This is a genomic window from Streptomyces sp. NPDC050448, assembly GCF_040655295.1.
In the GTDB taxonomy this organism is placed as follows: Bacteria; Actinomycetota; Actinomycetes; order Streptomycetales; family Streptomycetaceae; genus Streptomyces.
Genome location: NZ_JBFAJR010000005.1, coordinates 50,983 through 77,054, shown reverse-complemented (window position 1 = coordinate 77,054; position 26,072 = coordinate 50,983). Strand labels below are relative to the sequence as shown.

General features: G+C 71.4%; 19 protein-coding genes and 1 pseudogene. 19 read left to right on the top strand and 1 reads right to left on the bottom strand.

Annotation, left to right across the window (positions count from 1 at the left end; genetic code table 11):
- Window positions 1–55: 55 nt before the first annotated feature.
- Window positions 56–1,204 carry a histidine kinase gene (locus tag AB0I68_RS08730; protein ID WP_363176502.1) on the top strand — a complete coding sequence of 383 codons (1,149 nt, stop codon included), beginning with the start codon at window positions 56–58 and terminating at the stop codon, window positions 1,202–1,204.
- Window positions 1,205–1,319: 115 nt separating this feature from the next.
- Here AB0I68_RS08730 and AB0I68_RS08725 read toward each other — a convergent pair.
- A pseudogene (locus AB0I68_RS08725) lies at window positions 1,320–1,763 on the bottom strand (rod shape-determining protein); the annotation flags it as partial.
- A gap of 116 nt (window positions 1,764–1,879) precedes the next feature.
- Here AB0I68_RS08725 and AB0I68_RS08720 point away from each other — a divergent pair.
- The 18 genes from AB0I68_RS08720 (at window position 1,880) to galE (ending at window position 25,988) form a co-directional block, all read left to right on the top strand.
- Window positions 1,880–3,409: a folylpolyglutamate synthase/dihydrofolate synthase family protein gene (locus AB0I68_RS08720; protein ID WP_363176501.1), complete on the top strand. Its 1,530-nt coding sequence runs from the start codon at window positions 1,880–1,882 to the stop codon at window positions 3,407–3,409.
- A 3-nt stretch (window positions 3,410–3,412) separates the two neighbouring features.
- Entirely contained in the window at window positions 3,413–3,757 is a 345-nt protein-coding gene (locus AB0I68_RS08715) for a DUF4233 domain-containing protein (RefSeq protein WP_363176500.1), read from the top strand.
- A gap of 114 nt (window positions 3,758–3,871) precedes the next feature.
- Window positions 3,872–4,285, top strand: coding sequence for a nucleoside-diphosphate kinase (ndk, locus tag AB0I68_RS08710; protein WP_363176499.1), 414 nt, complete (start codon window positions 3,872–3,874; stop codon window positions 4,283–4,285).
- Window positions 4,286–4,578: 293 nt separating this feature from the next.
- Window positions 4,579–5,598: a rod shape-determining protein gene (locus AB0I68_RS08705; RefSeq protein ID WP_008738981.1), complete on the top strand. Its 1,020-nt coding sequence runs from the start codon at window positions 4,579–4,581 to the stop codon at window positions 5,596–5,598.
- A gap of 169 nt (window positions 5,599–5,767) precedes the next feature.
- Entirely contained in the window at window positions 5,768–6,712 is a 945-nt protein-coding gene (mreC, locus tag AB0I68_RS08700; protein WP_363176498.1) for a rod shape-determining protein MreC, read from the top strand.
- Between the two features lie 12 nt (window positions 6,713–6,724).
- Complete coding sequence (mreD, locus tag AB0I68_RS08695; protein ID WP_363176497.1) at window positions 6,725–7,429, top strand: rod shape-determining protein MreD; 705 nt, start codon at window positions 6,725–6,727, stop codon at window positions 7,427–7,429.
- Window positions 7,430–7,442: 13 nt separating this feature from the next.
- The gene (gene mrdA / locus AB0I68_RS08690; RefSeq protein ID WP_363176496.1) at window positions 7,443–9,620 is read left to right on the top strand and encodes a penicillin-binding protein 2; all 2,178 of its coding nucleotides are present in this window, start codon (window positions 7,443–7,445) and stop codon (window positions 9,618–9,620) included.
- 7 nt (window positions 9,621–9,627) lie between these two features.
- Window positions 9,628–10,827, top strand: a complete 1,200-nt coding sequence (gene rodA / locus AB0I68_RS08685; RefSeq protein WP_363176495.1) for a rod shape-determining protein RodA — start codon at window positions 9,628–9,630, stop codon at window positions 10,825–10,827.
- 80 nt (window positions 10,828–10,907) lie between these two features.
- Window positions 10,908–12,431 carry a CYTH and CHAD domain-containing protein gene (locus AB0I68_RS08680; RefSeq protein ID WP_363176494.1) on the top strand — a complete coding sequence of 508 codons (1,524 nt, stop codon included), beginning with the start codon at window positions 10,908–10,910 and terminating at the stop codon, window positions 12,429–12,431.
- A gap of 80 nt (window positions 12,432–12,511) precedes the next feature.
- Window positions 12,512–14,437: a TIGR03960 family B12-binding radical SAM protein gene (locus AB0I68_RS08675; protein ID WP_363176493.1), complete on the top strand. Its 1,926-nt coding sequence runs from the start codon at window positions 12,512–12,514 to the stop codon at window positions 14,435–14,437.
- Between the two features lie 270 nt (window positions 14,438–14,707).
- Entirely contained in the window at window positions 14,708–15,682 is a 975-nt protein-coding gene (locus AB0I68_RS08670; protein WP_363176492.1) for a hypothetical protein, read from the top strand.
- A gap of 127 nt (window positions 15,683–15,809) precedes the next feature.
- The gene (locus AB0I68_RS08665; protein ID WP_363176715.1) at window positions 15,810–16,589 is read left to right on the top strand and encodes a TIGR03936 family radical SAM-associated protein; all 780 of its coding nucleotides are present in this window, start codon (window positions 15,810–15,812) and stop codon (window positions 16,587–16,589) included.
- 234 nt (window positions 16,590–16,823) lie between these two features.
- Entirely contained in the window at window positions 16,824–20,714 is a 3,891-nt protein-coding gene (locus AB0I68_RS08660) for an Rne/Rng family ribonuclease (RefSeq protein WP_363176491.1), read from the top strand.
- A gap of 295 nt (window positions 20,715–21,009) precedes the next feature.
- Window positions 21,010–21,330, top strand: coding sequence for a 50S ribosomal protein L21 (rplU, locus tag AB0I68_RS08655; RefSeq protein ID WP_030159347.1), 321 nt, complete (start codon window positions 21,010–21,012; stop codon window positions 21,328–21,330).
- A 13-nt stretch (window positions 21,331–21,343) separates the two neighbouring features.
- A complete protein-coding gene (rpmA, locus tag AB0I68_RS08650; RefSeq protein WP_069920265.1) occupies window positions 21,344–21,598 on the top strand; it encodes a 50S ribosomal protein L27 in 255 nt (84 codons plus the stop codon).
- A 167-nt stretch (window positions 21,599–21,765) separates the two neighbouring features.
- A complete protein-coding gene (gene obgE, locus AB0I68_RS08645; RefSeq protein ID WP_363176490.1) occupies window positions 21,766–23,211 on the top strand; it encodes a GTPase ObgE in 1,446 nt (481 codons plus the stop codon).
- Window positions 23,212–23,287: 76 nt separating this feature from the next.
- Window positions 23,288–24,907: a glycosyltransferase family 2 protein gene (locus tag AB0I68_RS08640; protein WP_363176489.1), complete on the top strand. Its 1,620-nt coding sequence runs from the start codon at window positions 23,288–23,290 to the stop codon at window positions 24,905–24,907.
- Between the two features lie 79 nt (window positions 24,908–24,986).
- The gene (galE, locus tag AB0I68_RS08635) at window positions 24,987–25,988 is read left to right on the top strand and encodes a UDP-glucose 4-epimerase GalE (protein ID WP_363176488.1); all 1,002 of its coding nucleotides are present in this window, start codon (window positions 24,987–24,989) and stop codon (window positions 25,986–25,988) included.
- The last annotated feature ends 84 nt before the right edge of the window (window positions 25,989–26,072 follow it).

Genomic DNA, 26,072 nt, shown 5'->3' with positions numbered 1-26,072 from the left:
TTTCGGCCGCGCCGGCGGATCCGATCCTCCTCGGCGAGCACGGATGATGGAAGGCATGCACGTCCGGCCCGTCGCCTCGGCGCTCCGACGGGCCGCGGCCACCGGCCGCAGGCTCGCCGAGAGCTGGGCCGGGTCACCCCGGGCCCTTGACGTGCTCACCGCAGTGAGCTGCCTCGCCCTGATGGCGCTGGACCTGCCCGGCCTGGCCGCCGCGGACAACTCGCTCAGCGGCCCGATGGCCGCCGTCGTGCTCACCGCCGGGTGCTCGAGCCTCCTGGTGCGCCGCCGGTCGCCCTGGATCTCGTACGTCACCGCGCTGCTCTTCATCGGCTGGCTGCACGAGTTGACGCTGATCCAGTTCGCGCTCTACTCGGTCGGCCGCTACCGGGGGCGCCGGCCCGCGGTCCTGGCCACCCTCGGGTACGTGGCGTACGCGCTGATCGTCTTCAGCGTCCCGGGCTGGCCCGAACCGCGGGCCGCGACCCTCAGCGCGTTCCTGAGCCTGGTCGTGCCCATCGGGGTGCTCGCCTCGGCCGTCGGCATCGCCGCCTACCGGCACGACCTGGTGCGCGAGCTGGCCGCCCGGCGCGCCGAGTCGGCGGTGCTCCAGGCGGTCCAGCAGGAGCGCACCTCGGTCGCCCGCGACGTCCACGACTTCGTCGGCCGGGAGCTGACGCTGCTGACGGTGCGCTCGGAGGTGCTGTCGATGCGGTCGCGCGAGACGCCGCACGCGAAGGACTTCGAGGAGCTGGCCGACACCGCGCGCCGGGCCCATCTGGTGCTCAACGAGATCATCGTGCAACGCGGGGAGCGGGCCGCGACGCCGGGGGTGGACGGGCTGCGGGCTCTCGCGGAGGAGAGCGGACGGGCCGGTTCGCCCGTACGGCTCGCTCTGGACCCGCAGGTGCACGGGCTGTCGCCGCTGCGCCAGGCCGCGGTCTACCGGGTGGTGCAGGAGTGCCTGACCAACGCGGCCAAGCACGCCTGCGGGGAGACCATCGACGTGTCGATCGCGGCGGACGGCCCGCAGCTGCGGATCGCCGTCAGCAACGGCCTGCCCGCCCGTACGCCGGCGCGCGCCCCCGTCTCGGCGGGCTCGGGCACGGCGAGCATGTCCGAGCGGGTACGGAGCCTGGGCGGAACCCTGACGGCGACGCGCACGGAGGACTCGTACACGGTGGTGGCCACCCTCCCGCGGGGGTAGCCGCGGTCGGCAGCCACGGTCGGCCGCGGTCAGCCCCGGTCAGGTCTTCGCCGGGACCAGCAGGCTGTTCAGGGTGTCCAGGTCCTCCACGCACGTGCCGGAGCCCAGGGCCACGCAGGCCCGCGCCGATCGCCGCCGCCATCGGCTCCTCGATCAGGTGGACGGCCCTGGCCCCGGCCCGGGTCGAGGCGTGGACGATGGCCCGCCGCTAGGGGGTGACCCCGGCGGGCACGCAGATCACCATCCGGGTGCGCGGCCGCCGCCCGGGCACGGCCTCGCGGACGAAGTGCCTGATCATCTCCTCGGCGGCCTCGTAGTCGCAGATCACCCCGTCCTTCAAGGGGCGGATCGCGGTGATGGAGCCGGGAGTGCGGCCGATGGTCTCCTTGGCCTCGATCCCGACGGCCAGCGCGGTGGTGGTGCCCGCCTTCACGACGACCACGGACGGCTCATTGAGGACGATTCCGTGCCCCCGGGCGTAGACCAGGGTGTTCGCGGTCCCCAGATCGATGCCTGTGCCGCGGCTGGAAGCGGTCTTTTTGTTGCCGCCCCGCGGCATTTGTTCCCCAATCTCCTGCCGCAAGGCTTGCATAACGATCCGGTCGCAACCTTCGCCGAAGGTCCCGAAACGGCCGGGTCGGAAGTCCTCGGGCCCCCCGTCCGTAGACTGGCCCCGTGAGTGAGCAGCAGCCCGAGAGCAACGGACCCGACGACCGCGACGAGACCACCGAGGTCTTCGACCGGATCGTGGCCGAAGAGTCCGACCGCGACCCCGACCTGGCGGTGATCGAGGCCGGCAGCCGCACCTTGCGCGCCCAGGCCGGACCGCCCCAGGGTGACCTGGTACCCGCGCGGCCCCTCGACCCGGAGGTGGCGCGGGCACTGCAGGAGGTGGAGCAGGAGCTCTCCACCCGCTGGGGCGAGACGAAGCTGGAGCCGTCCGTAAGGCGGATCGCCGCGCTGATGGACGTCCTGGGCGAACCGCAGCGCGCGTACCCCTCGATCCACGTCACCGGCACGAACGGCAAGACCAGCACCGCCCGCATGATCGAGGCCCTGCTGAACGCCTTCGAGCTGCGCACCGGCCGCTACACCAGCCCGCACGTGCAGTCGGTCACCGAGCGGATCAGCCTGGACGGGGCGCCGATCAGCGCCGAGCGCTTCGTCGAGACGTACTACGACATCAAGCCGTACGTGGAGATGGTCGACGCCTCCGAGGAGTTCCGGCTGTCCTTCTTCGAGGTGCTCACCGGCATGGCGTACGCGGCCTTCGCGGACGCCCCGGTCGACGTGGCCGTCGTCGAGGTCGGCATGGGCGGCACCTGGGACGCGACCAACGTGATCGACGGCTCGGTCGCGGTGATCACCCCGATCAGCCTGGACCACACGGACCGCCTCGGTTCCACGCCCGGCGAGATCGCCCAGGAGAAGGGCGGCATCATCAAGCAGGACGCCACCGTGATCCTGGCGCAGCAGCCGGTGGACGCGGCGCAGGTGCTGCTGAAGAAGGCCGTGGAGGTCGACGCGACGGTCGCCCGCGAGGGCATGGAGTTCGGCGTCGTCTCGCGCGAGGTGGCGGTCGGCGGCCAGATGCTGACGCTGCGCGGCGTGGGCGGCGAGTACGACGGCATCTTCCTGCCGCTGTACGGGGCCCACATGGCGCACAACGCGGCGGTGGCCCTGGCGGCGGTCGAGGCCTTCTTCGGGGTCGGCGCGCAGCAGTCGCGGGAGCTGGACCTGGAGACCGTACGCAGGGCCTTCGCCTCGGTGACCTCGCCGGGCCGGATGGAGGTCGTGCGCCGTAGCCCGACGGTGGTCCTGGACGCGGCGCACAACCCGGCGGGCGCGCAGGTCACGGCGGAAGCGGTGACCGAGGCCTTCGGTTTCAGCCGGCTGATCGGGGTCATGGCCGCGAGCGAGGGCAAGGACGTGAAGGGGGTCCTGGAGGCCTTCGAGCCGATCTTCGCGGAGATCGTCGTCACGGAGAACTCGAGCCACCGGGCGATGTCCGCGGACGAGCTGGCGGCGGTCGCGGTCGAGGTCTTCGGGCCGGACCGGGTGCAGGTGGAGCCGCGGCTGGACGACGCCCTGGAGGCGGCGATCACCCTCGCGGAGGAAGAGGCCGAGTACGGCGGGGCCGGGGTCCTGGTGACCGGTTCCGTGATCACGGTGGGCGAGGCCCGCCTGCTGCTGAAGAGGGGCTGAGGGATGCGTACGCTGTGTGCTTCGACGCTGATCGGCGAGTTCTTCGTGATCGGTTTCGCGGGGCTGGTCGCCATGAAGAACCCGGATCTGACGCAGGCCGCGGTCTGGACGGTGTGCGGGGTCGCCATGCTGCTGTCGGTGCTGCTGTGCGGGATGCTGTCGCGTCCGGGCGCGGTCCAGATCGGCTGGGCCCTGCAGATCGGCCTGATCCTGAGCGGGTTCGTCGTCCCGATGATGTTCTTCCTCGGTGCGGTGTTCGCGGGCCTGTGGTGGTGCTCGGTGCACTACGGCGCCAAGATCGACGCGATCAAGGCCCGCTGGGCGGCCCAGAGCGAAGCCCAGGCCTGAGGCACCCGCCGGGGGCTGCGGGCCCCCGGCCCGGGCCCGGGGCTCCGCGCAGGGGGGCCGCTGACCCCCTGTAGCCTCGTTGGACCGCACCCGTTTGCCGCAAGGAGTTACAACATGACCCAGCGCACGCTCGTCCTGCTCAAGCCGGACGCGGTCAGGCGTGGCCTGGTGGGCGAGATCATCGGCCGTATCGAGCGCAAGGCCGGGTGGAGCATCCCCGCGCTGGAGCTGCGTACGCTCGACCGGAGCATCCTGGAGCAGCACTACGCCGAGCACGTGGGCCGCCCGTTCTACGAGCCCCTCATGGGCTTCATGGCCAGCGGCCCGATCGTGGCCCTGGTGGTGGAAGGGGAACGCGTGATCGAGGGTGTCCGCCAGTTGGCCGGACCGACCGACCCGATCGCCGCGGCGCCCGGCTCCATCCGGGGGGACTTCGGCACCGTCACCCGGGAGAACCTGATCCACGCCTCGGACTCCGAGGAGTCCGCCGAGCGCGAGCTGAAGCTGTTCTTCCCCACTCTCGGATGAGTCCTTTCTGACGCAACATCAGCCGAATAGCGCTCATGACCTGGGGCGACCGAAGTAATTTCGGTCGCCCTTCGGTATTGCCGGGCACTTGCGGGAACGCATGGGCAGGACACGTCGTCACCACTGAGGGGGCGGGTTTTCGTTCCGGCGGGATTGCCGGAGTCCCGTCGCGCGGTGTTCGCACTTGCGGCACTACGATGGGGCCTCCACCCACACACCCACCTCGCCGACCTGACAGCAGCCGCTATCAACCGGAAGGCCAGACGCTCCTCATGGGGAACAAGGGGAACAACATGTCGTTCATCGGCCGTGACATGGCGATCGACCTCGGGACCGCCAACACGCTGGTGTACGTGAGGGGCCGGGGGATCGTCCTGAACGAGCCGTCCGTGGTCGCCATCAACACGAACACCGGTGGCATCCTGGCGGTCGGCTCCGAGGCGAAGAAGATGATCGGCCGGACGCCCGGCAACATCGTCGCCGTCAGGCCCCTCAAGGACGGCGTCATCGCCGACTTCGAGATCACCGAGCGCATGCTCCGGTACTTCATCCTCAAGATCCACAAGCGCCGCTACCTGGCCCGTCCGCGCGTCGTGGTCTGCGTCCCCTCCGGCATCACGGGAGTGGAGCGCCGCGCCGTCATCGAGGCGTCCACCCAGGCCGGCGCCCGCCAGGTGCACATCATCGAGGAGCCCATGGCCGCCGCCATCGGCTCAGGCCTGCCCGTCCACGAGGCCACCGGCAACATGGTCGTGGACATCGGCGGCGGCACCACCGAGGTCGCCGTCATCTCCCTCGGCGGAATCGTCACGGCGCAGTCCATCCGGGTGGCCGGCGACGAGCTCGACAACGCGATCATCCAGCACATCAAGAAGGAGTACTCGCTCCTCCTCGGTGAGCGGACCGCCGAGCAGATCAAGATCACCATCGGGTCGGCGTACGACCTCGACAAGGACGAGCACACCGAGATCCGCGGCCGGGACCTGGTCTCCGGCCTCCCCAAGACGGTCGTGATCTCCGCCGCCGAGGTCCGCAAGGCCATCGAGGAGCCGGTCAACGCCATTGTCGACGCGGTCAAGACGACCCTCGACAAGTGCCCGCCGGAGCTCTCCGGCGACATCATGGACCGCGGCATCGTCCTGACCGGCGGCGGCGCCCTCCTGCGCGGCCTCGACGAGCGGCTGCGCCGCGAGACGGGCATGCCGATCCACATCGCCGAGGACCCGCTCGACTCCGTCGCGCTCGGCTCCGGCAAGTGCGTGGAGGAGTTCGAAGCGCTCCAGCAGGTCCTGGACGCCCAGCCCCGGCGCTGACCCAGACCCCCGTCAGGGGGCCATACGGACCCCAAGGATCCGCCGTACGGGTGCTGCCGCGCCCGTGCGGCGGATCGTTGATATACAGACGAAGAACTCCGGTGCAAGCACCGGCTCCACGGGAGCCGGCTTCGCCGACACGACACATGGGAAGGCACGGCCGCCGCACGTGAGGGACACACGAGAAAGCCGGCTGCTCCTGGTGCTCCTGATCGCCATCGCGTTCGCACTGATCACGGTGGACATCAGGGCAGGCGAGGAGTCTCCGGTCGACGGCGCCCGGCAGGCCGCCGCAGCGGTCTTCGGCCCGGTCGAGAAGGGCGTGGCGACCGCGGTCGACCCGGTCGCCAATGCGATAGGAGCCGTACGGGACTCCGGCGAGCGCCACAACCGCATCGCCGTGCTGGAGCGCGAGAACGCCGCCCTGAAGGCCAGGCTGGGCAGCGACGACCAGACCCGCAGCCGGATCCGCGAGCTCGACGAGATGCTCAAGCGGGCCGGCTCCGGACAGTACGGCATCAAGGGCGCCGAGGTCATCGCCATAGGAGCGGCCCAGGGCTTCTCCTGGACCGTCACCATCGACGCCGGCAGCAAGGACGGCATCGAGCGCGACATGACCGTCCTCAACGGGGACGGACTCGTCGGCCGGGTCGCCACCGTCGGCCCCGACACCGCCACCGTCGTGCTCGCCAACGACCCCGACTTCACCGTGGGCACCCGCCTGGAGAAGACCGGCGAGCTCGGCTTCGCCACCGGCCAGGGCGACCGTGCCCTGTCCGTCCAGATGCTCAACGGCAAGGCCAAGGTCAGCCCCGGCGACCGGCTCGTCACCTTCGGCTCCCGCGGCAACAAGCCCTTCGTGCCCGGCGTCCCGATCGGCGAGGTGGTCAAGGTCGACCCCTCGCGCGGCGACCTGACCCGCACCATCTGGGTCCGCCCGTTCGTCGGCTTCTCGCGCCTGGACATCGTCGGCGTCGTCGTCATGCCGCCGCGCGAGGACCCGCGCGACGCCGTGCTGCCGCCCAAGCCCGAGGTGAAGCCGACCCCGACGGTCACCGTCACGGTCACCCCGTCCCCGTCCGCCAGCGTGTCCGGCAAGCCGGCCGACGAGTAGGAGCTGACCGTCATGCGCTTCAACCGGATCCTGCTCTCGGCCACGCTCGTCGTGGTCGCCCTCGTCGTCCAGGTCGCCGTCCTGGGCCGGCTGCAACTGCCCGGCGCCGTACCCGACCTGGTCCTGCTCACCGTCGTCGCCCTCGCCCTCGTGTACGGGCACCTCAGCGGCGCGCTCATCGGCTTCGCCGCCGGACTCCTCGCCGACCTGGCCCCGCCCGCCGACCACGCCGCCGGGCGGTACGCGCTCGTGCTCTGCGTCATCGGGTACGCCGCCGGCCTGGCCCGCCCCGACTCCGGGCGGTTCCGCTCCGCCTGGGGCCCGATGCTGACCGTCGTCGCCGCCGCGATCGGCTCCACCCTGCTCTACGCCGGCGTGGGCGCCCTCGTCGGCGACACCGCCGCCCGCCACGTCGGCCTCACCGGGCTGCTGTTCACCGCGACCCTCTACGACCTGCTGCTCGCCCCGTTCACCGTGCCGTTCATCATGGCGCTGGCCCGGCGCGCCGAGAACGACCCGATGGCCGTCGAGGCGAACGGCGGACCGGCCAAGGCCGCCGACGTGTCCTCCGGCTGGCTCTCCGGCGGCACCGGCCTGCGCATCGGCAGCCAGCGCGGCGGCCTGCGGCTCAAGACGGCCCGCAGCCGCGCCAACAGGGCCGGCCGGATAAAGGGCGTCAAGGGAATCAAGAGTGTGAAGAGCGTCAAGAAGCTGTGAGGGGGGAGCTCCCGTGACCAACGTCCCCGAGACCGGCCGCACCTCCCGGGTGCAGATCCGGCTCGTCATCCTCCAGGTGCTCGTCCTCTCCTTCCTGTTCACCCTCGGCGGGCGCCTGTGGTACCTCCAGATCCGCAACGGCGCGGAGTACTACCACGAGGCCAAGAGCAACCACGTCCAGCAGGTCGTCCAGCCCGCGGTCCGCGGCTCGATCCTGGACGCCCGCGGCGTCGCGCTCGCCGACAACGAGACCCGCCTGGTCGTCTCCGCCAGCCGCACGGCGCTGATGAAGATGAAGGACAAGGGCAAGGACGTCCTGACCCGGCTCTCCGCCGTACTGGACATGAAGCCGCAGGACGTCATGAACAAGGTCCGCGTCTGCGACTCCCAGACCCCCAAGCCCTGCTGGAACGGCTCCCCGTACCAGCCGATCCCGGTCACCACCGAGGCCACCACCCAGCAGGCCCTCCAGATCCGCGAGCGCCCCGAGGAGTTCCCCGGCATCACCGCCGAGCCGACCGCCGTACGCCGCTATCCCGCGCCCGGCGGCGCCAACACCGGCCAGGTGCTCGGCTACCTCTCCCCGGTCACCGACGACGAGATCCAGAAGGCCAAGAACACCAACTCGCCGCTGCTGCGCTCCGACCAGGTCGGCCGCTTCGGCCTGGAGCGCACCTACGACAGGACCCTGCGCGGAAAGTCCGGCGTCACCCGCTACGAGGTCGACAACCTCGGCCGCGTCATGGGCGAGGCCAGGAACGACCCGGCCGTCCCCGGCGCCCACCTCGTCACCAGCATCGACGCCCGCGTCCAGGGCGTCGCCGAGTTCGAGCTGAACGCGGCCATGATCGAGGCCCGCAAGCAGATCGACCGCAACACCGGCGTCCCGTACAAGGCCGACGCCGGTGCCATCGTCGTCCTGGAGTCCAAGACGGGCCGCGTCGTGGCCATGGCCTCCAACCCGACGTACGACCCGAACATCTGGGTCGGCGGCATCTCCGGCACGGACTACGCCAGGCTCACCGCCAAGGAGTCCAACGTCCCGCTGATGAACCGGGCGATCCAGGGCCAGGCGGCCCCGGGCTCCATCTTCAAGGTCATCCCGACCGCGGCGGCGGTCAACGCCGGGTACAAGTTCGACGGCGAGTACCCCTGCCCGAGCTCGTACGCCATCGGCGGTCAGGTCTTCCGGAACTTCGAGTCCCAGGGCCACGGCTCGATCACCCTCGGCCGGGCCCTCGAAGTCTCCTGCGACACCGTCTTCTACGCCCTCGGCCACAAGGAGTGGCTGAAGGACGGCGGGCTCCACCCGAAGAAGCCCCCGGCCGAAATCTTCTACAAGACCGCCCACCAGTTCGGCCTCGGCGCCGAGACCCACGTGGACCTGCCGGGCGAGGAGAAGGGCCGCGTCCCCGACCGCCGTTGGAAGCAGCGGTTCTGGGAAGCCAACAAGGACATGTGGTGCAAGACCGGCAAGAAGGGCGGCACCTACGTCGAGCTGCTGTCCTACGAGAACTGCCTCGAGGGCAATCTCATGCGCGCCGGCGACGCCATCAACTACTCCATCGGCCAGGGCGACACCCTCGTCACCCCCATCCAGATGGCCACCATCTACGCGGCCATCTCCAACGGCGGCACCATGTGGAACCCCACCATCGGCAAGGCCATCATCAGCGCCGACGGCAAGAAGACCGAGGAGATCAAGCCGCAGGCCCACGGCCGGCTCCCGATGACCGAGATCACCCGGCGCCAGATCAACGGAGCGCTGGAGGGCGTCGCCACCCGCGGCACCGCCGCCTGGCGCTTCGGCGGCTGGCCGCAGAAGCAGATCCCCATGCACGCCAAGACCGGTACCGCCGAGGTCTACGGCAAGCAGACCACCTCCTGGTTCGCCACGTACACCGAGGACTTCACGATCGTGATGACGATCTCCCAGGGCGGCACCGGTTCCGGAGCCTCCGGCCCCGCCGTCCGCAACGTCTACAACGCCATCTACGGTCTCGACATGGCCGGCACACAGGACGTCAACAAGGCCTTCCTGCTCAAGCCGGAGGCGAAGCTGCCCACCATCGAGCCCGACGGCTCCATCGACGCCCCCGACGTCAAGCCGTACGTACCCCCGTCCCCGGAGGAATCGGCGCCGCCCGCGCTCGCCGGTCCCCCCGCCCCGCCCACCGCGCGGCAGGACTGAGACCCCGATGCAGACCGCGAACAAGTTCTCCGTATCCCGGTACGCGCCCGAGCGCGGCGCGATGGCCAAGCTGACCTCGCGCGACTCGGTGCTGCGCCGGCTCGACTGGCCGATACTCCTCTCGGCGCTCGCCCTCTCCTTCATCGGCGCCCTGCTGGTGTGGTCGGCGACCCGCAACCGCACCCAGCTCAACCAGGGCGACCCGTACTACTTCCTGGTCCGGCACGCCATGAACACCGGCATCGGCCTCGTGCTGATGATCGGCACCATCTGGCTCGGCCACCGCACCCTGCGCGGCGCCGTCCCGATCCTGTACGGGCTCTCCCTGGTGCTCATCCTCGCCGTGCTCACCCCGCTCGGCGCGACGATCAACGGCGCCCACGCGTGGATCGTGATCGGCGGCGGCTTCTCGCTCCAGCCCTCCGAGTTCGTGAAGATCACGATCATCCTGGTCATGGCCATGCTGCTGGCCACCCGGGTGGACGCGGGCGACCTGGCCCACCCCGACCACCGCACCGTGGTCAAGGCGCTGTGCCTGGCCGCCGCCCCGATGGGCATCGTCATGCTGATGCCCGACCTCGGCTCCGTCATGGTCATGGTCATCATCGTGCTCGGCGTCCTGCTCGCCTCCGGCGCCTCCAACCGCTGGGTGCTGGGGCTGCTCGGCTCCGGGGCGGCCGGCGCCGTCCTGATCTGGCAGCTCGGCGTGCTCGACGAGTACCAGATCAACCGCTTCGCGGCCTTCGCCAACCCGGACCTCGACCCCGCCGGCGTCGGCTACAACACCAACCAGGCCCGGATCGCGATCGGCTCCGGCGGACTGACCGGCTCCGGGCTCTTCCAGGGCTCGCAGACCACCGGCCAGTTCGTACCCGAGCAGCAGACCGACTTCGTCTTCACGGTGGCGGGGGAGGAGCTGGGCTTCGTCGGCGCCGGGCTGATCCTGGTCCTGCTCGGCATCGTGCTGTGGCGGGCCTGCATGATCGCCCGCGAGACCACCGAGCTCTACGGGACGATCGTGTGCGCCGGGATCATCGCCTGGTTCGCCTTCCAGGCGTTCGAGAACATCGGAATGACCCTCGGGATCATGCCGGTGGCGGGGCTCCCGCTGCCGTTCGTCTCCTACGGAGGATCGTCGATGTTCGCCGTGTGGGTGGCGGTCGGACTGCTGCAGTCGATCAGGGTGCAACGGCCGATGTCGGCCTAGGGGGCTGATCTTCGGCCGCTTCCGCCACCGATTCGCCGTTCACCCTGCCTTCGTGATCCGTTCAGGACTAAATTCGATGCATGGCGGACACGAAACGCGAGATCGAGCGCAAATTCGAGTTCACGACGAGCAAGGCCGCACGGCGCGGAGTCCCGGACCTGACCGGCACGGCCGAGATCGCGGCCGTCGCCGACCAGGGCACCGTCGACCTCGACGCGGTCTACTACGACACCCCCGACCAGCGGCTCGCCGCCGACGGCCTCACCCTCAGACGCCGCACCGGCGGCGCCGACGCCGGCTGGCACCTCAAACTGCCCGTCTCCCCGGGCGTCCGCGACGAGGTCACCGCCCCCCTCGGCGACACCGTCCCCCGCTCCCTCGCCGCACTCGTCCGCTCCCGCGTCCGCGACACCCCCCTGGAACCCCAGGTCCGGCTGCTGTCCTCCCGCCGTGTCACCCACCTCCTCGACGCCGACGGCGCCCTCCTCGCGGAACTCTCCACCGACGCCGTCCGGGCCGAGCGCGGCGAGGCCGCCGCAGCCTGGACCGAGGTCGAGGTCGAACTCGCCGACGGCGTCGACCCCGCCCTCCTCGACGCCGTCGAGAAGAAGTTCCGCAAAGCCGGACTCCGCGTTTGCGACGCCCCCTCCAAACTCGCCCGCGCCCTCACCGAGACCGGCACGGAGCCGCCACCCCGGCCCGAGCCCGGCCCCGCCGAGGACACGGCGGGCGCGCACGTCCTCTCGTACCTGCGCGAACAACGCGACGCCCTCGTCGCCCAGGACCCCGCCGTCCGCCGCAACCTGCCCGACTCCGTCCACCAGATGCGGGTCGCCTGCCGCCGGATGCGCAGCGCCTTCAAGACCCACCGCAAGGTCCTCGACCGCACCAGCACCGACCCCCTCGGCGAAGAGCTCCGGTGGCTGGCCGCCGAGCTCGGCCTCGACCGCGACCAGGAAGTCCTGTTCGAGCGCATCCAGACCGGCGTCACCGAGCTCCCGCGCACCCTCCTGCTCGGATCCGTCCGCGGCCGCCTGCGGGTATGGAACAACACCCGCCGCTCGGGAACCCGGCGCCGCGCGCTCGCCGCGCTCGACGGCAAGCGGTACGCGGCCCTCCTCGACGCCCTCGACGCCCTGCTGGCCGACCCGCCCCTGCTCCCCGCCGCGGCCAGGCCCGCCGCCGAAACCCTGCCCAAGGCGGTCCTCCGCGACTACGGGCGGCTCGCCACCCGCGTCGCGGGCGCCCTCGACCTGGAACCGGGCCAACCGCGCGACGTGGCCCTCCACGAAGCCCGCAAGGCCGCCAAACGCGCCCGCTACGCGGCGGAGGCGTCCGCGCCCGCGCTCGGCAAATCGGCAAAACAGCTGGCCAAGGCCATGAAATCCGTCCAGACCCTGCTCGGCGACCACCAGGACAGCGTCGTCGCCCGCGAGGCCCTGCACGGCCTCGCCGTCCAAGCGGCCGGAGCGGGAGAGCCAGGCTTCACCTGGGGCGTGCTCTACGCCCGCGAGGAGGCCCTGGCCGACCGGCGGGAACGGGAGCTTCCGGACGTATGGGCGGAGGCCTCCGATCCCGCGCTCCGGGCGGCCCTCGGCACCTAGGCGGTGATCTTGGCGGCAGGGGGCGCCTGAGCCTCGGGTTACGCTTGAGAGTCGCCCCCTGCCCGCTTCACGAAAGTCGCGTGATGTCCGAGTCGGTCTTCCCACAGCTCGAAGCTCTGCTCCCGCATGTGCAGAAGCCCATCCAGTACGTCGGTGGTGAACTCAACTCCACCGTCAAGCCGTGGGATTCGTGTGACGTCCGCTGGGCGCTCATGTACCCGGACGCGTACGAGGTCGGGCTGCCCAACCAGGGCGTCATGATCCTGTACGAGGTGCTGAACGAGCGCGAGGGCGTGCTCGCGGAGCGCACGTACAGCGTGTGGCCGGACCTCGAAGCGCTGATGCGCGAGCACAAGGTGCCGCAGTTCACCGTGGACAGCCATCGCCCCGTGGGCGCCTTCGACGTGTTCGGCCTGTCCTTCTCCACGGAGCTGGGCTACACGAACATGCTCACGGCCCTGGACCTGGCGGGCATCCCGCTGGAGGCCAGGAACCGTACGGTCGACCACCCCATCGTCCTCGCTGGCGGCCACGCGGCCTTCAACCCCGAGCCGATCGCGGAATTCATCGACTGCGCGGTCATCGGCGACGGCGAGCAGGCCGTCCTCGACATGACCGAGATCATCCGTACGTGGAAGGCCGAGGGCCGCCCGGGCGGGCGCGAGGAGGTCCTCTTCCGCCTGGCCAAGACCGGCCAGGTCTACGTGCCGGCCTTCTACGACGTCGACTACCTGCCCGACGGCCGCATCGCGCGCGTCGCCCCGAACAAGTCGGGCGTCCCGTACCGCGTGTCCAAGCACACGGTCATGGACCTCGACGAGTGGCCGTACCCCAAGCAGCCGCTGGTCCCGCTCGCCGAGACCGTCCACGAGCGGATGTCCGTCGAGATCTTCCGCGGCTGCACCCGCGGCTGCCGTTTCTGCCAGGCCGGCATGATCACGCGCCCCGTGCGGGAGCGAAGCATCACCGGCATCGGCGAGATGGTCGAGAAGGGTCTCAAGGCGACGGGCTTCGAGGAGGTCGGCCTCCTTTCGCTGTCCTCCGCGGACCATTCCGAGATCGCGGACATCGCCAAGGGCCTCGCGGACCGCTACACGGACGACAAGGTGGGCCTGTCCCTCCCGTCGACCCGCGTGGACGCGTTCAACGTGGACCTGGCGAACGAGCTGACGCGCAACGGCCGCCGCTCGGGTCTGACCTTCGCCCCCGAGGGCGGCTCCGAGCGCATGCGCAAGGTCATCAACAAGATGGTCTCGGAGGAGGACCTGATCCGCACCGTCGCCACCGCGTACGGCAACGGCTGGCGCCAGGTGAAGCTGTACTTCATGTGCGGCCTGCCGACCGAGACCGACGAGGACGTGCTCCAGATCGGCGACATGGCGGTCAACGTCATCGCCAAGGGCCGCGAGGTCTCCGGCCAGAACGACATCCGCTGCACGGTGTCGATCGGCGGATTCGTGCCGAAGCCGCACACCCCGTTCCAGTGGGCGCCGCAGCTGTCGGCCGAGGAGACGGACGCGCGCCTGACGAAGCTGCGCGACAAGATCCGCGGTGACAAGAAGTACGGCCGCTCGATCGGCTTCCGCTACCACGACGGCAAGCCGGGCATCGTCGAGGGCCTCCTCTCGCGCGGCGACCGCCGCATCGGCGACGTCATCCGCGCCGTGTACGAGTCGGGCGGCCGCTTCGACGGCTGGCGCGAGCACTTCTCGTACGACCGCTGGATGGAGGCCGCGGAGAAGACGCTGTCGGCGTACGGCGTGGACGTGGCCTGGTACACGACGCGCGAGCGCACGTACGAGGAGGTCCTGCCCTGGGACCACCTGGACTCCGGTCTCGACAAGGACTGGCTCTGGGAGGACTGGCAGGACGCCCTCGACGAGACGGAGGTCGAGGACTGCCGCTGGACCCCGTGCTTCGACTGCGGCGTGTGCCCGGAGCTCGGCCTGGAGATCCAGATCGGCCCGACGGGCCAGAAGCTGCTCCCGTTGTCGGTCGTGAAGTGACCCTCGGCTGACGCTGCGCCTCGGACATGCCCCTCACCGGGAACGGTGGGGGGCATGTTCAATTCGATCGCCGGTTGAAGATGTAGACGCTGAGCGCCTGCGGTCACCGCGGCGGGGCACGGCCTGACGGTGCTCCACTACGACCGGGATTTCGAGACGCTCGCCACACACATCGACCTCCGCACCCGGTGGCCGGCCGAGCCGGGGTCCATCGGCTGACCGGGAGGGGCACGCCGCAACGGTCGGGGGGTTTTGGATGTCCTTACGGGTATGGAACTCGACAAGCGGCACCCCGGTGACAGGGGTGAGGGCTGCCTCGTGGGGGTCATCCGGATACCCGTCAAGATCGTGGCGCTGATCGTCGTACTGCCCGTACGGGTGGTTTGGGATCTGCTCGTCGCGTGCGGGCGGGCCGTTCAGCGGTATGTGCTGGGGCCCTTCTCCGTGTACGTCCTCCAGCCGGTGCTGCGCGGGATCGGCTGGGTGCTGACGGTGCTGCTCAAGCTGGTGTTCGTCTGGCCGTGGGTCGGATTGTGGCGGTATGTGCTCGAGCCGGTGTACGTCCATCTGCTCGCCCCCGCCGGGCGGTTCCTGTACGCGTACCTCCTCCATCCGCTCGGCGAGGCACTGTCCTGGGTCGGGCGCGGCGGGATGCGATATCTGCTCGCCCCGCTCGCCAAGGGCGGGATGTGGCTCGTGTGGGCGCTCGGGATGACCCTGTTCGTCTGGCCCTGGGTGGGGCTGTGGCGCTACGTGCTGGCGCCGGTCGGCCGGGGGCTGGTCCGGCTGGGCGAGGCCGTCCACCGGTACGTGCTCACTCCGGTCGGGCACGCGTTGGCCTGGACCGGTTCGCTGGTCTACCGGTATCTGCTGCGGCCCCTCGGGCTGGGGGTGTACCGGTATGTGCTCGTGCCCCTCGGGCAGGTGCTCGTCTGGGCCTGGCATGTCGCCGGGCGGATCGTACGGGCCGTGTGGCGCGGAGTCCGGCTGGCCGGGTGGGTGCTCTTGGGGTGGCCCGTGACGCAGGTGTACCGGCACGTGCTGACACCGGTCGGACATGTCGTTCGGGATGTGTGGCGCACCGTCCGTGCCGGCGTCCGGGAGGCCCGGGCCGAGGTGCGGCGGGTGCTGTTCGGGGGGCCCGCCCGGGAACCGGCGAGGTCGCAGGCGCGTACTCTGGGTAGTACGACAGCCGCAGGCAACACGCCCGCCCCCGAGAGCCACGTGCCCCAGCGGCAAGGGTGAGCCGGAGGGCGCGGAGTGGCCGGCAGGCTCACCAGACCTCAGGGCGACGCGCGAGCCGCGGAGCCCCGCACAAGGAGAAGAACCACTGGGCAAGCGACAGCCCGAGGGCCCACCCCCCGCACCGGTGGTGCAGCGCGTCCGACTGCGCTACACCAAGCGCGGACGCCTCCGGTTCACCAGCCACCGAGACTTCCAGCGCGCGTTCGAGCGGGCGCTGCGCCGCGCCGAGGTGCCCATGGCGTACTCGGCCGGCTTCACCCCGCACCCCCGCGTCTCGTACGCGAATGCCGCGCCGACCGGCACCGGCAGCGAGGCCGAGTACCTCGAGATCGCCCTTGCCGAGCCCCGCGACCCCGAGAAGCTCCGCGAGCTGCTCGACGAGTCGATGCCGCTCGGGCTCGACATCATCGAGGCCGTCGAGGCCCGTACCTCCGGGCTCGCCGACCGGCTGACGGCTTCCGTGTGGGAGCTGCGGCTGGAGGGTGTGGAGGGCGCCGACGCCGAGCGGGCGATCGAGGCCTTCCTCGCCGAGGAGACGGTGGAGGTGCAGCGCCGCACCAAGAACGGCATGCGCAGCTTCGACACCCGAGGAGCTGTGGTCAGTCTCGAGGCGCTTCCTACCCCTGCTGATAGGCCGCTGGACAATGCCTGTGCGATACTGCGGCTGGTTGTTCGGCATCTGACACCTGCCGTGCGACCCGACGACGTCCTGTCCGGTCTCCGAGCTGTGGCCGACCTGGCGCCGCCGGTCCCCGCAGCGGTGACCAGGCTGGCGCAGGGGCTCTTCGACGAGGAGTCCGGCACGGTGACCGACCCGCTCGCGCCCGACCGCGAGGCTGTCACGGCCGCCCCACCCACGGCCGCCGTAGCCGCCGACGCGAAGGCGCCGGAAGGTCCCGCCGCGTAGGGATCGTCGTCGTCGCGCAGCCCTGGCACTCGGGAGCCACCTGGGTCGGGCCGCGCACTGACCTGAAGACTTCCGCCAGGCCGTACGGACAAGACGTACGGAACCGGCGGCCATGGACTACAGCTCCCGTGTGGCGAACGCGCCCCGGAGGCCGGTTCCGCGCTGATCGCGCGGGGCCGTGCCGGACCGGAAGTCAGCCGCGGCGCCCGGGAGCGTGACGGGAGAACCGCCCGCATGCTCAGCAACGAAACCAACAACACCACCGGTGGCGCCGACAGCGGCAGCCCGAGCGACAACCTGCCTCCGCGCAGGCGTCGCCGTGCCGCGTCGCGGCCCGCGGGACCGCCCGGCGCGACGGGTGTCGCCCCGGCCGCCGCGGTGACCGAGGCCGCTCCGGCCGCCACCGCGGCCCCCGCCGAGGAGGCCGCTCCGGCCGCCGCCCCGGCCCGTACCCGCCGTCGTGCGACCCGTGCCGTGGCCGCCCCCGAGGCTCCGGCTGCTGCCGAGGCCGTCGTGGAGGCTGCTCCGGTCGCCCCGGTCGCCGAGGAGGCTGCTCCGGCGCCGCGTGTCCGCCGTCGTGCGACCCGTGCCGTGGCCGCTCCTGAGGCTCCGGCCGCCGCCGAGGCCGTCGTGGAGGCTGCCCCGGCCGCCCCGGTCGCCGAGGAGGCTGCTGCTCCGGCCGCCGCCCCGGCCCGTACCCGCCGTCGTGCGACCCGTGCCGTGGCCGCCCCTGAGGCTCCGGCTGCTGCCGAGGCCGTCGTGGAGGCTGCCCCGGCCGCCCCGGTCGCCGAGGAGGCTGCTGCTCCGGCGCCGCGTGCCCGCCGCCGTGCCACCCGCGCCGTGGCCGCTCCCGAGGCGCCCGCCGCCGAGGCCGTCGTGGAGGAGGCTGCCCCGAAGGCGACCGTCACCGTCGCCGACGCCGTGGACTCCCCGAAGCGCGGCGGCCGCCGCCGCGCCACCCGGTCCGCCGCTCCGGCCGCCCCGGCCGCGCCCGTGCAGCCCGTGGCCGAGGAGCCCGCCGCCCCGGCCCGCGGCCGCCGCGCCGCGCGCCCCGCCGTGGCCGTGTTCCAGGCCCCGGTGTTCACCGAGCCGATGTTCCAGACCCCGGAGACCGCGGCCATGGCCGCCGCGGCCGCCGCCGCAGCCGTCGAGGCGGAAGAGGTCGAGGAGGAGGACGAGCTCGAGGCCGAGACCGAGGCCGTCCAGACCCCGGCCCCGCAGCCGGCCGGCCGCCGCCGTCGCCGTGGCCGCGGTGCGGTCGAGGCCGCCCCGGCCGCCGAGTCCGCGCCGGTGTCCCTGGCCGACGTCGAGCTCATGGAAGAAGAGGCCGCCGAGGCCGCCGAGCTCGACGAAGAGGCTGCCGAGTTCGAAGAGGGCGACGAGACCGGCGAGCGCCCGTCCCGCCGCCGCCGTCGTGGCGGCCGTCGCCGTCGCCGCGGCGAGGCCGCCGACCTCGACGAGTCCGCCGAGGAGGAGGCCGAGGCCGAGTCCGCCGAGCAGGACGCGGAAGAGGAAGAGGCCGACGAGGACGAGGAGACCGGGGCCCTCGGCTCCAGCTCCAGCCGTCGCCGCCGTCGCCGTCGCCGCCGCAGCGGGGACACCGGTGTCGAGGGCGAAGCGGGCGAGGAGGACGGCGTACGCACCGTCGTCAAGGTCCGCGAGCCGCGCCCGGCGCGCGAGAAGGCCGAGCCGTCCGACGAGGTGCAGTCCATCAAGGGCTCGACCCGTCTGGAGGCGAAGAAGCAGCGCCGCCGCGAGGGCCGCGAGCAGGGCCGCCGCCGCGTCCCGATCATCACCGAGGCCGAGTTCCTGGCCCGCCGTGAGGCCGTCGAGCGCGTGATGGTCGTCCGCCAGGCCGGCGAGCGCACCCAGATCGGCGTCCTCGAGGACAACGTGCTCGTCGAGCACTACGTCAACAAGGAAGAAGCCACCTCGTACGTCGGCAACGTCTACCTGGGCAAGGTCCAGAACGTGCTGCCGTCGATGGAGGCCGCCTTCATCGACATCGGCAAGGGCCGCAACGCCGTCCTGTACGCCGGCGAGGTCAACTTCGAGGCGCTCGGCATGGCCAACGGGCCGCGCCGCATCGAGTCCGCCCTCAAGTCCGGCCAGTCGGTCCTGGTGCAGGTCACCAAGGACCCGATCGGCCACAAGGGCGCCCGCCTGACCAGCCAGGTCTCGCTGCCCGGCCGCTACCTCGTCTACGTGCCCGAGGGCTCGATGACCGGTATCAGCCGCAAGCTGCCCGACACCGAGCGCGCGCGCCTGAAGACCATCCTCAAGAAGATCGTCCCCGAGGACGCGGGCGTCATCGTGCGCACCGCCGCCGAGGGTGCGAGCGAGGACGAGCTGCGCCGCGACGTCGAGCGTCTGCAGGCCCAGTGGGAGGACATCCAGAAGAAGTCGAAGCAGATCTCGACCTCTTCGCCGAGCCTGCTGTACGGCGAGCCGGACATGACCGTCCGCGTCGTGCGCGACATCTTCAACGAGGACTTCTCGAAGGTCATCGTCAGCGGTGACGGCGCCTGGGAGACCATCCACGGCTACGTCTCGCACGTGGCCCCGGACCTGGCCGACCGGCTGTCGCGCTGGACCTCCGAGGTGGACGTCTTCGCGACGTACCGGATCGACGAGCAGCTCGCCAAGGCGCTCGACCGCAAGGTGTGGCTGCCCTCGGGCGGTTCCCTCGTGATCGACAAGACCGAGGCGATGATCGTCATCGACGTCAACACCGGCAAGTTCACCGGTCAGGGCGGCAACCTCGAAGAGACCGTCACCCGGAACAACCTGGAGGCGGCCGAGGAGATCGTGCGCCAGCTGCGGCTGCGCGACCTCGGCGGCATCGTCGTCATCGACTTCATCGACATGGTCCTGGAGTCGAACCGCGACCTGGTCCTGCGGCGCATGCTGGAGTGCCTGGGCCGCGACCGTACGAAGCACCAGGTCGCCGAGGTGACCTCGCTGGGCCTGGTCCAGATGACCCGCAAGCGGGTGGGCCAGGGCCTGCTGGAGTCCTTCTCCGAGACCTGCGTCCACTGCAACGGGCGTGGTGTGATCGTGCACATGGAGACGCCGACCGCCATCGGCGGCGGTGGCAACGGCAAGCGCGCGAAGCGTCGCGGCGGCCGTGGCCACGAGATCGAGGGCGTCGAGGTCGTCGAGCACGAGGCGCTCGAAGCCGAGACCGAGGCCGAGGTGGCCGCCGAGCTCGCGGCGCCGGTGGCACTGCCCGAGCCGGCGTTCGTCGCGGACGAAGAGCTCTACGGCAGCCCGGCGGAGGCGGAGGCCGCGGCCGGCCTGAGCGGCCGTCGCAGCCGTCGCCGTGCCACCCGCAAGGCGACCGCTCCGGCGGGTGCCCCGCGCGGTGCGGCCGCCCAGGCGGCTCCGGCCGCCGCGGCCCCGGCCCCGGTGGTCGAGGCCGAGCCCGTGCCCGTCGCCGCGCCGGTGGCGGAGCCCGTGGTCGAGGCAGAGCCGGTGACCGAGCCGGCCGACACGGTGCTGGAGCCGGCCTACGAGCCCGTCGCCGAGGCCGTGGAGGCCTCCGAGACGGTCGAGGCCGCGCCCAAGGGCCGCACGCGTCGCCGTGCCACCCGGAAGGCCACTGCCCCGGCGGGTGCCCCGGCTGCTGCGGCCGAGGCCGAGCCGGTCGCCCCGGCCGTCGCGGAGCCCGTCGCCCCGGCGGAGCCCGAGCCGGTCGCCGAGGCTCCGGTCGAGGCGCCGGTCGAGGAGGCTCCGGCCGTGGAGGCCGCACCGGCCCGTCCGCGTCGGCGTGCCACCCGTAAGGCCACCGCACCCGCCGGTTCCCCGGCAGGCGCGGCGGAGGCTGCCGTACTGGTCGTCGAGACCCCCGCCGCCGAGCCCGAGGCCGCCCCGGCCCCGGCCGAGGCAGCGGAGGCCGCAGAGGCCGAGGAGGCCGCCCCGGCGGCCAAGAAGGCGGTCCGCAAGACGGCCGCCAAGAAGGCCCCGGCGAAGAAGGCCACCGCCGCCAAGAAGACGACGGCCGCCAAGAAGACCGTCGCGAAGAAGGCGACGGCCAAGAAGACCGTGGCGAAGCGGGCGACGAAGAAGACCGCGGCGGCCGAGCAGCAGTCGCTGCCGTCCGTCTCGGCTCCGACCGAAGCCTGATCCGCTGCACGGCCGTGGGCACCGCCGAGAGGCGGGGCCCACGGCTGCTCGGGGCCCGGTTTGACCCTCCGGAACCGGCCCCGTAACCTAGACCGTCGGCATGTCCTAGATGGTTTACGTCTAGTGCGCGTCGCGCTCCTGAGCACCTTCCTCCCGATCCGTACGCGTATCTGTACGCGTCGTTGCGGGAGAGGCCGCTCGTCCAATCCGGATCTGTGCGGTCCCCGTCGAGAAGAGGGGCCTGCCTGAGCGGCTGGCTTCAGGAGCATCCGTCCCGAGTGAGAGAGAGATCCGCGTGTACGCCATCGTGCGCAGCGGTGGTCGCCAGCACAAGGTTGCTGTTGGTGACATCGTTGAGGTTGACAAGATTTCCACTGCCAAGGTTGGCGACACGGTCGAGCTCTCGACCCTGCTCGTTGTCGACGGCGACGCCGTGACCAGCGACCCGTGGGTGCTGGCCGGGATCAAGGTCCAGGCCGAGATCGTGGACCACCACAAGGGCGCCAAGATCGACATCCTGCGCTACAAGAACAAGACCGGCTACCGCCGTCGCCAGGGTCACCGTCAGCAGTACACGGCGATCAAGGTCACCGGTATCCCCACGGCTGCGAAGTAAGAGGGACTGAGACATGGCACACAAGAAGGGCGCATCGTCCACCCGGAACGGGCGCGACTCCAATGCCCAGCGGCTCGGCGTGAAGCGCTTCGGCGGTCAGGTCGTCTCCGCTGGTGAGATCCTCGTCCGCCAGCGCGGCACGCACTTCCACCCGGGCGCGGGCGTCGGCCGTGGCGGCGACGACACGCTGTTCGCGCTGCAGGCGGGTGCCGTGGAGTTCGGCACGCACCGTGGCCGCAAGGTCGTCAACATCGTTCCGGCCGCCTGATCCAGCTTCTGCTGATCAGCGGTACGTAACTTCCCGAGGGCGGATCTCAGCTCTTCCCGGCGCAAGCCGGGAAGAGAGGTCCGCCCTCGGCGCGTTGGGACATTGACACGTTTAATAGGCAGCAAGGCCTGCCTGGGACATTCCCGTATGTATCTGGAGGAACAACCATGACCACCTTCGTGGACCGCGTCGAGCTGCATGTCGCCGCGGGTAACGGGGGCCACGGCTGCGCCTCCGTTCACCGGGAGAAGTTCAAGCCGCTGGGCGGCCCCGACGGCGGAAACGGCGGCCGGGGCGGCGACGTGATCCTGGTCGTGGAGCAGGCGATCACCACCCTGCTGGACTACCACCACAGCCCCCACCGCAAGGCCACCAACGGCAAGCCCGGCGAGGGCGGCAACCGCTCCGGCAAGGACGGCCAGGACCTGGTCCTGCCCGTGCCGGACGGCACCGTCGTCCTCGACAAGGAGGGCAACGTCCTCGCCGACCTCGTCGGCCAGGGCACCACCTACGTGGCCGCCGAGGGCGGCCGTGGCGGCCTCGGCAACGCCGCGCTGTCCTCCGCCCGCCGCAAGGCCCCCGGCTTCGCGCTCCTCGGCGTCCCCGGCACCATGGGCGACATCGTCCTGGAGCTCAAGACCGTCGCCGACGTGGCCCTCGTGGGCTTCCCGAGCGCCGGCAAGTCCTCGCTGATCTCGGTGCTCTCCGCAGCCAAGCCGAAGATCGCGGACTACCCCTTCACCACCCTGGTCCCGAACCTGGGCGTCGTCACGGCCGGCTCGACCGTCTACACGATCGCCGACGTTCCCGGCCTGATCCCGGGCGCCAGCCAGGGCAAGGGCCTCGGCCTGGAGTTCCTGCGCCACGTCGAGCGGTGCTCGGTGCTCGTGCACGTCCTGGACACCGCCACCCTGGAGTCCGACCGCGACCCGGTGGCCGACCTCGACGTGATCGAGGAGGAGCTCAAGATCTACGGCGGCGGCCTGGAGAAGCGCCCGCGCCTCGTCGTCCTCAACAAGGTCGACATCCCGGACGGCCAGGAGCTCGCGGACATGGTCCGCCCGGACCTGGAGGCCCGCGGCTACAAGGTCTTCGAGGTCTCCGCGGTCGCCCGTACCGGCCTCAAGGAGCTCTCGTACTTCCTCGCCGAGGTCGTCGCCAAGGCGCGCGCCCGCAAGCCGAAGGAGGAGGCGACCCGTATCGTCATCCGCCCGAAGGCCGTGGACGACGCCGGCTTCACCGTCACGTACGACGAGGTCGAGGACGTCTACAACGTGCGCGGCGAGAAGCCGGAGCGCTGGGTCCGCCAGACCGACTTCAACAACGACGAGGCCGTGGGCTACCTGGCCGACCGCCTCAACCGCCTCGGTGTCGAGGACGCGCTGAAGAAGGCCGGTGCCCGTGCGGGCGACGGTGTCGCCATCGGCTCCGACGAGAACGCCGTCGTCTTCGACTGGGAGCCGACCATGATGGCCGGCGCCGAGATGCTGGGCCGCCGCGGTGAGGACCACCGTATGGAGGCGCCGCGCCCGGCCACCCAGCGCCGCAAGGAGAAGGAAGCGAAGCGCGGGGACGGGGCGCAGCAGGAGTACGACGAATTCCGGCCCTTCTGATCTGCTGCTTTGCCGTTCTTCTCCCCCGAACGGCGGAGTTGAGGTGATGTTTACCCCGGTCGCCTAGGATCCACGGGTGAGCAGCACCAACACTCCCAGCGTTTCCGTCGTGGTGATCGCGTACAACGACGCCGTGCTCGTGGGCGAGGCCGTTGCCTCGGCTCTCGCCCAGGGCCCGGTGGTCGCCGAGGTGATCGCCGTGAACGACGCCTCGGCCGACGGCACCGCACGGGTGCTGGACGAGCTGGCCGCCGTCCATCCCCGCCTCAAGGTCGTGCACCGCACGGAGAACAGCGGCGGATGCGGTACCCCGCGCAACGACGGGATCGCAGCTGCGACCTCGCCGTACGTCCTCTTCCTCGACAGCGACGACGTCCTGCCCCCGGGGGCGGCCGACGCCCTCGTGCGCGCCGCCGAGGAGCACCGCGCGCCGGTGACCGTCGGCGCGTGCGTACGCCGTGAGCTGCCGCAGTACCACGACGTGCCCTGGATGCCCGGGCTGTACACCGCGGGCGATGTGATCGAGCGGCCCGCGGACCGGCCCGAGCTCGTGCGGGACACCCTCTGCGTCAACAAGCTGTACGACCGGTCCTTCCTGGAAAAGCATGCGATCCGCTTTCCCGACGGCCGGTTCGTCTACGAGGACTTCGTCTTCACCGCGCGCGTACTGGCCGCCGCGCCCCGCATCGCCGTCATCGGCGACCTCGTCTACGTCTGGCACGTGCGCCGCGACGCCGCCCAGGTGTCGATCTCCCTGGACCGCAAGGACGTCGGCAACTGGCGTTCCCGGATCGAGGCCCACCGCACGGCCTGCCGGATCATCACCGGCTCCTCCCCGGAGCTGGGCCTCGCCTGCCAGGTGAAGTTCCTGGAGTACGACCTGCGCATGTATCTGCGCGAGCTCGGCAAGGACCCCGAGTACCAGGCCGCCTGGTGGACGCTGACCCGCGATTACGTCGCCGGGTTCGACGCGGCCGCGATCGAGGCCGCCGGGGCGCACGCCCGCTGGATCGTCCGGCTGCTGCTGGCCACGCCGGTCCCGCCCGCCGACGTGGAGCGGCTCACCCGCTTCGCCGCCGAGCCGCCGCGGCTGCTGCCCCCGTACGCGACCGGCCCCGACGGGCTGCCCGTGTGGAGCGAGGAGCTCCCGGTCGTCCTGGACCGGCTGGACGGGCTGCCGGTGGCCGAACTGCCCGTCAGCATCGACGCCGAACCGGTCGGCGCCGGCCGGCTCCGGATCCGGGTGCGCGACCTGTACGGGCGCCTCGCCGAGGCCGGACCGCGCACCGCCCGGCTGCGCTTCGTACCCCGCTCGGGCGGGGAGCCCGTCCTCGACCGGCCGGTCGAGCTGCGCCCCGCCGCCGACGGCGACGGCTGGACCGCCGAGCTGCCCTTCCGCCTCACCGCCGTGGCCGCCGCCGGGCGCCGCCGGGGCCGCCGCGGCATGCAGGCATGGGGCGTCCAGGTGGGCGTGGAGTTCGCCGACGCGAGCTCCCTGGTCACCTCCCCGCGCCCCCTCGACGCCCTCCTCCACCGCCGGGCGCTGCCGAGCAGCAGGTACGGTGTTCTGCTGGCGCAGCCGTTCCGGACGGGCGGAGGATCACTGGCCCTGCGGCTCGCGCCGGGTGCCGCGGGCGCGCTGAGCCTCGTACGCAATCGTCTCCACCGGGCCAGGGCAGGCCGCGGATCGGAGTGAAGACAGCCGGCGATCGTCAGGTCGTCCGGGATTTCGGACAGGACCCCGGACTCGGTCCGAGGACCCCAAGGAGATACGCATGACTTTTCTGATCACTGGTGGCGCCGGCTACATCGGCTCCCACGTCGTCCGCGCGATGCTCGCCGCCGGTGAGGAGGTCGTCGTCTTCGACGACCTCTCCACGGGCAACGAGGACCGCGTCCCGGAGGGCGTCCCGCTGGTGATCGGCTCGGTCCTGGACCGGCTGAACCTCGACGAGACCCTCCTGCGGTACAAGATCACCGGCGTGGTGCACCTGGCCGGCAAGAAGCAGGTCGGCGAGTCCGTCGAGAAGCCGCTGTACTACTACCACGAGAACGTGGAGGGCCTTCAGGTCCTGCTGGGGGCGGTGGCCGCCGCCGGCGTCCGCAACTTCCTCTTCTCCTCCTCCGCCTCCGTGTACGGCATGCCCGACGTGGAGCTCGTCACCGAGGAGACCCCGTGCGCGCCGCTGAGCCCGTACGGCGAGACCAAGCTGGCCGGCGAGTGGCTGGTCCGCGCCGCGGGCAAGGCGCACGGCATCTCCACCGCCTGCCTGCGCTACTTCAACGTGGCGGGCGCGGCCGCACCCGAGCTCGCGGACACCGGGGTCTTCAACCTGGTCCCGATGGTCTTCGAGCGTTTCGACAAGGGTGAGGGCGCCCGTATCTTCGGCGACGACTACCCGACCCCGGACGGCACCTGCATCCGCGACTACATCCACGTCGAGGACCTGGCCGAGGCCCACGTGGTGGCGGCCCGCAAGCTCGTCGAGTGGGGCGCGACCGGGGACTACAAGGACCTCACCGTCAACATCGGCCGAGGCGAGGGCGTCTCCGTACGGGAGATGGCGGAGCTGCTGAACGAGGGCACCGGACACACCCACGAGCCCGTCGTCGTCCCGCGGCGCCCCGGTGACCCGGCGAAGGTCGTGGCCTCGGCCGACAAGATCGCCGCGGAACTGGGCTGGAAGGCCAAGCACGACGTCCGCGAGATGATCACCTCGGCCTGGGCGGGCTGGGAGGCCAACCGCAAGGGCGAAGTGCGCCACATCGAGCGCTGAGCCCGTACGTACGAAGCCGCCCGCCCCGGATGCGTTCCGGGGCGGGCGGCTTCGTACGCGGGGGAAGCGCTCAGCGCTCCGGGG

Bases quoted from the DNA above. Each gene is read 5' to 3' on its own strand.
- galE (WP_363176488.1), top strand. From the start codon at position 24,987: ATGACTTTTCTGATCACTGGTGGCGCCGGCTACATCGGCTCCCACGTC.
- rodA (WP_363176495.1), top strand. From the start codon at position 9,628: ATGCAGACCGCGAACAAGTTCTCCGTATCCCGGTACGCGCCCGAGCGC.
- obgE (WP_363176490.1), top strand. From the start codon at position 21,766: ATGACCACCTTCGTGGACCGCGTCGAGCTGCATGTCGCCGCGGGTAAC.
- ndk (WP_363176499.1), top strand. From the start codon at position 3,872: ATGACCCAGCGCACGCTCGTCCTGCTCAAGCCGGACGCGGTCAGGCGT.
- AB0I68_RS08670 (WP_363176492.1), top strand. From the start codon at position 14,708: ATGGAACTCGACAAGCGGCACCCCGGTGACAGGGGTGAGGGCTGCCTC.
- AB0I68_RS08660 (WP_363176491.1), top strand. From the start codon at position 16,824: ATGCTCAGCAACGAAACCAACAACACCACCGGTGGCGCCGACAGCGGC.
- AB0I68_RS08715 (WP_363176500.1), top strand. From the start codon at position 3,413: ATGCGTACGCTGTGTGCTTCGACGCTGATCGGCGAGTTCTTCGTGATC.
- rpmA (WP_069920265.1), top strand. From the start codon at position 21,344: ATGGCACACAAGAAGGGCGCATCGTCCACCCGGAACGGGCGCGACTCC.
- mreD (WP_363176497.1), top strand. From the start codon at position 6,725: ATGCGCTTCAACCGGATCCTGCTCTCGGCCACGCTCGTCGTGGTCGCC.
- AB0I68_RS08680 (WP_363176494.1), top strand. From the start codon at position 10,908: ATGGCGGACACGAAACGCGAGATCGAGCGCAAATTCGAGTTCACGACG.
- AB0I68_RS08730 (WP_363176502.1), top strand. From the start codon at position 56: ATGCACGTCCGGCCCGTCGCCTCGGCGCTCCGACGGGCCGCGGCCACC.
- AB0I68_RS08705 (WP_008738981.1), top strand. From the start codon at position 4,579: ATGTCGTTCATCGGCCGTGACATGGCGATCGACCTCGGGACCGCCAAC.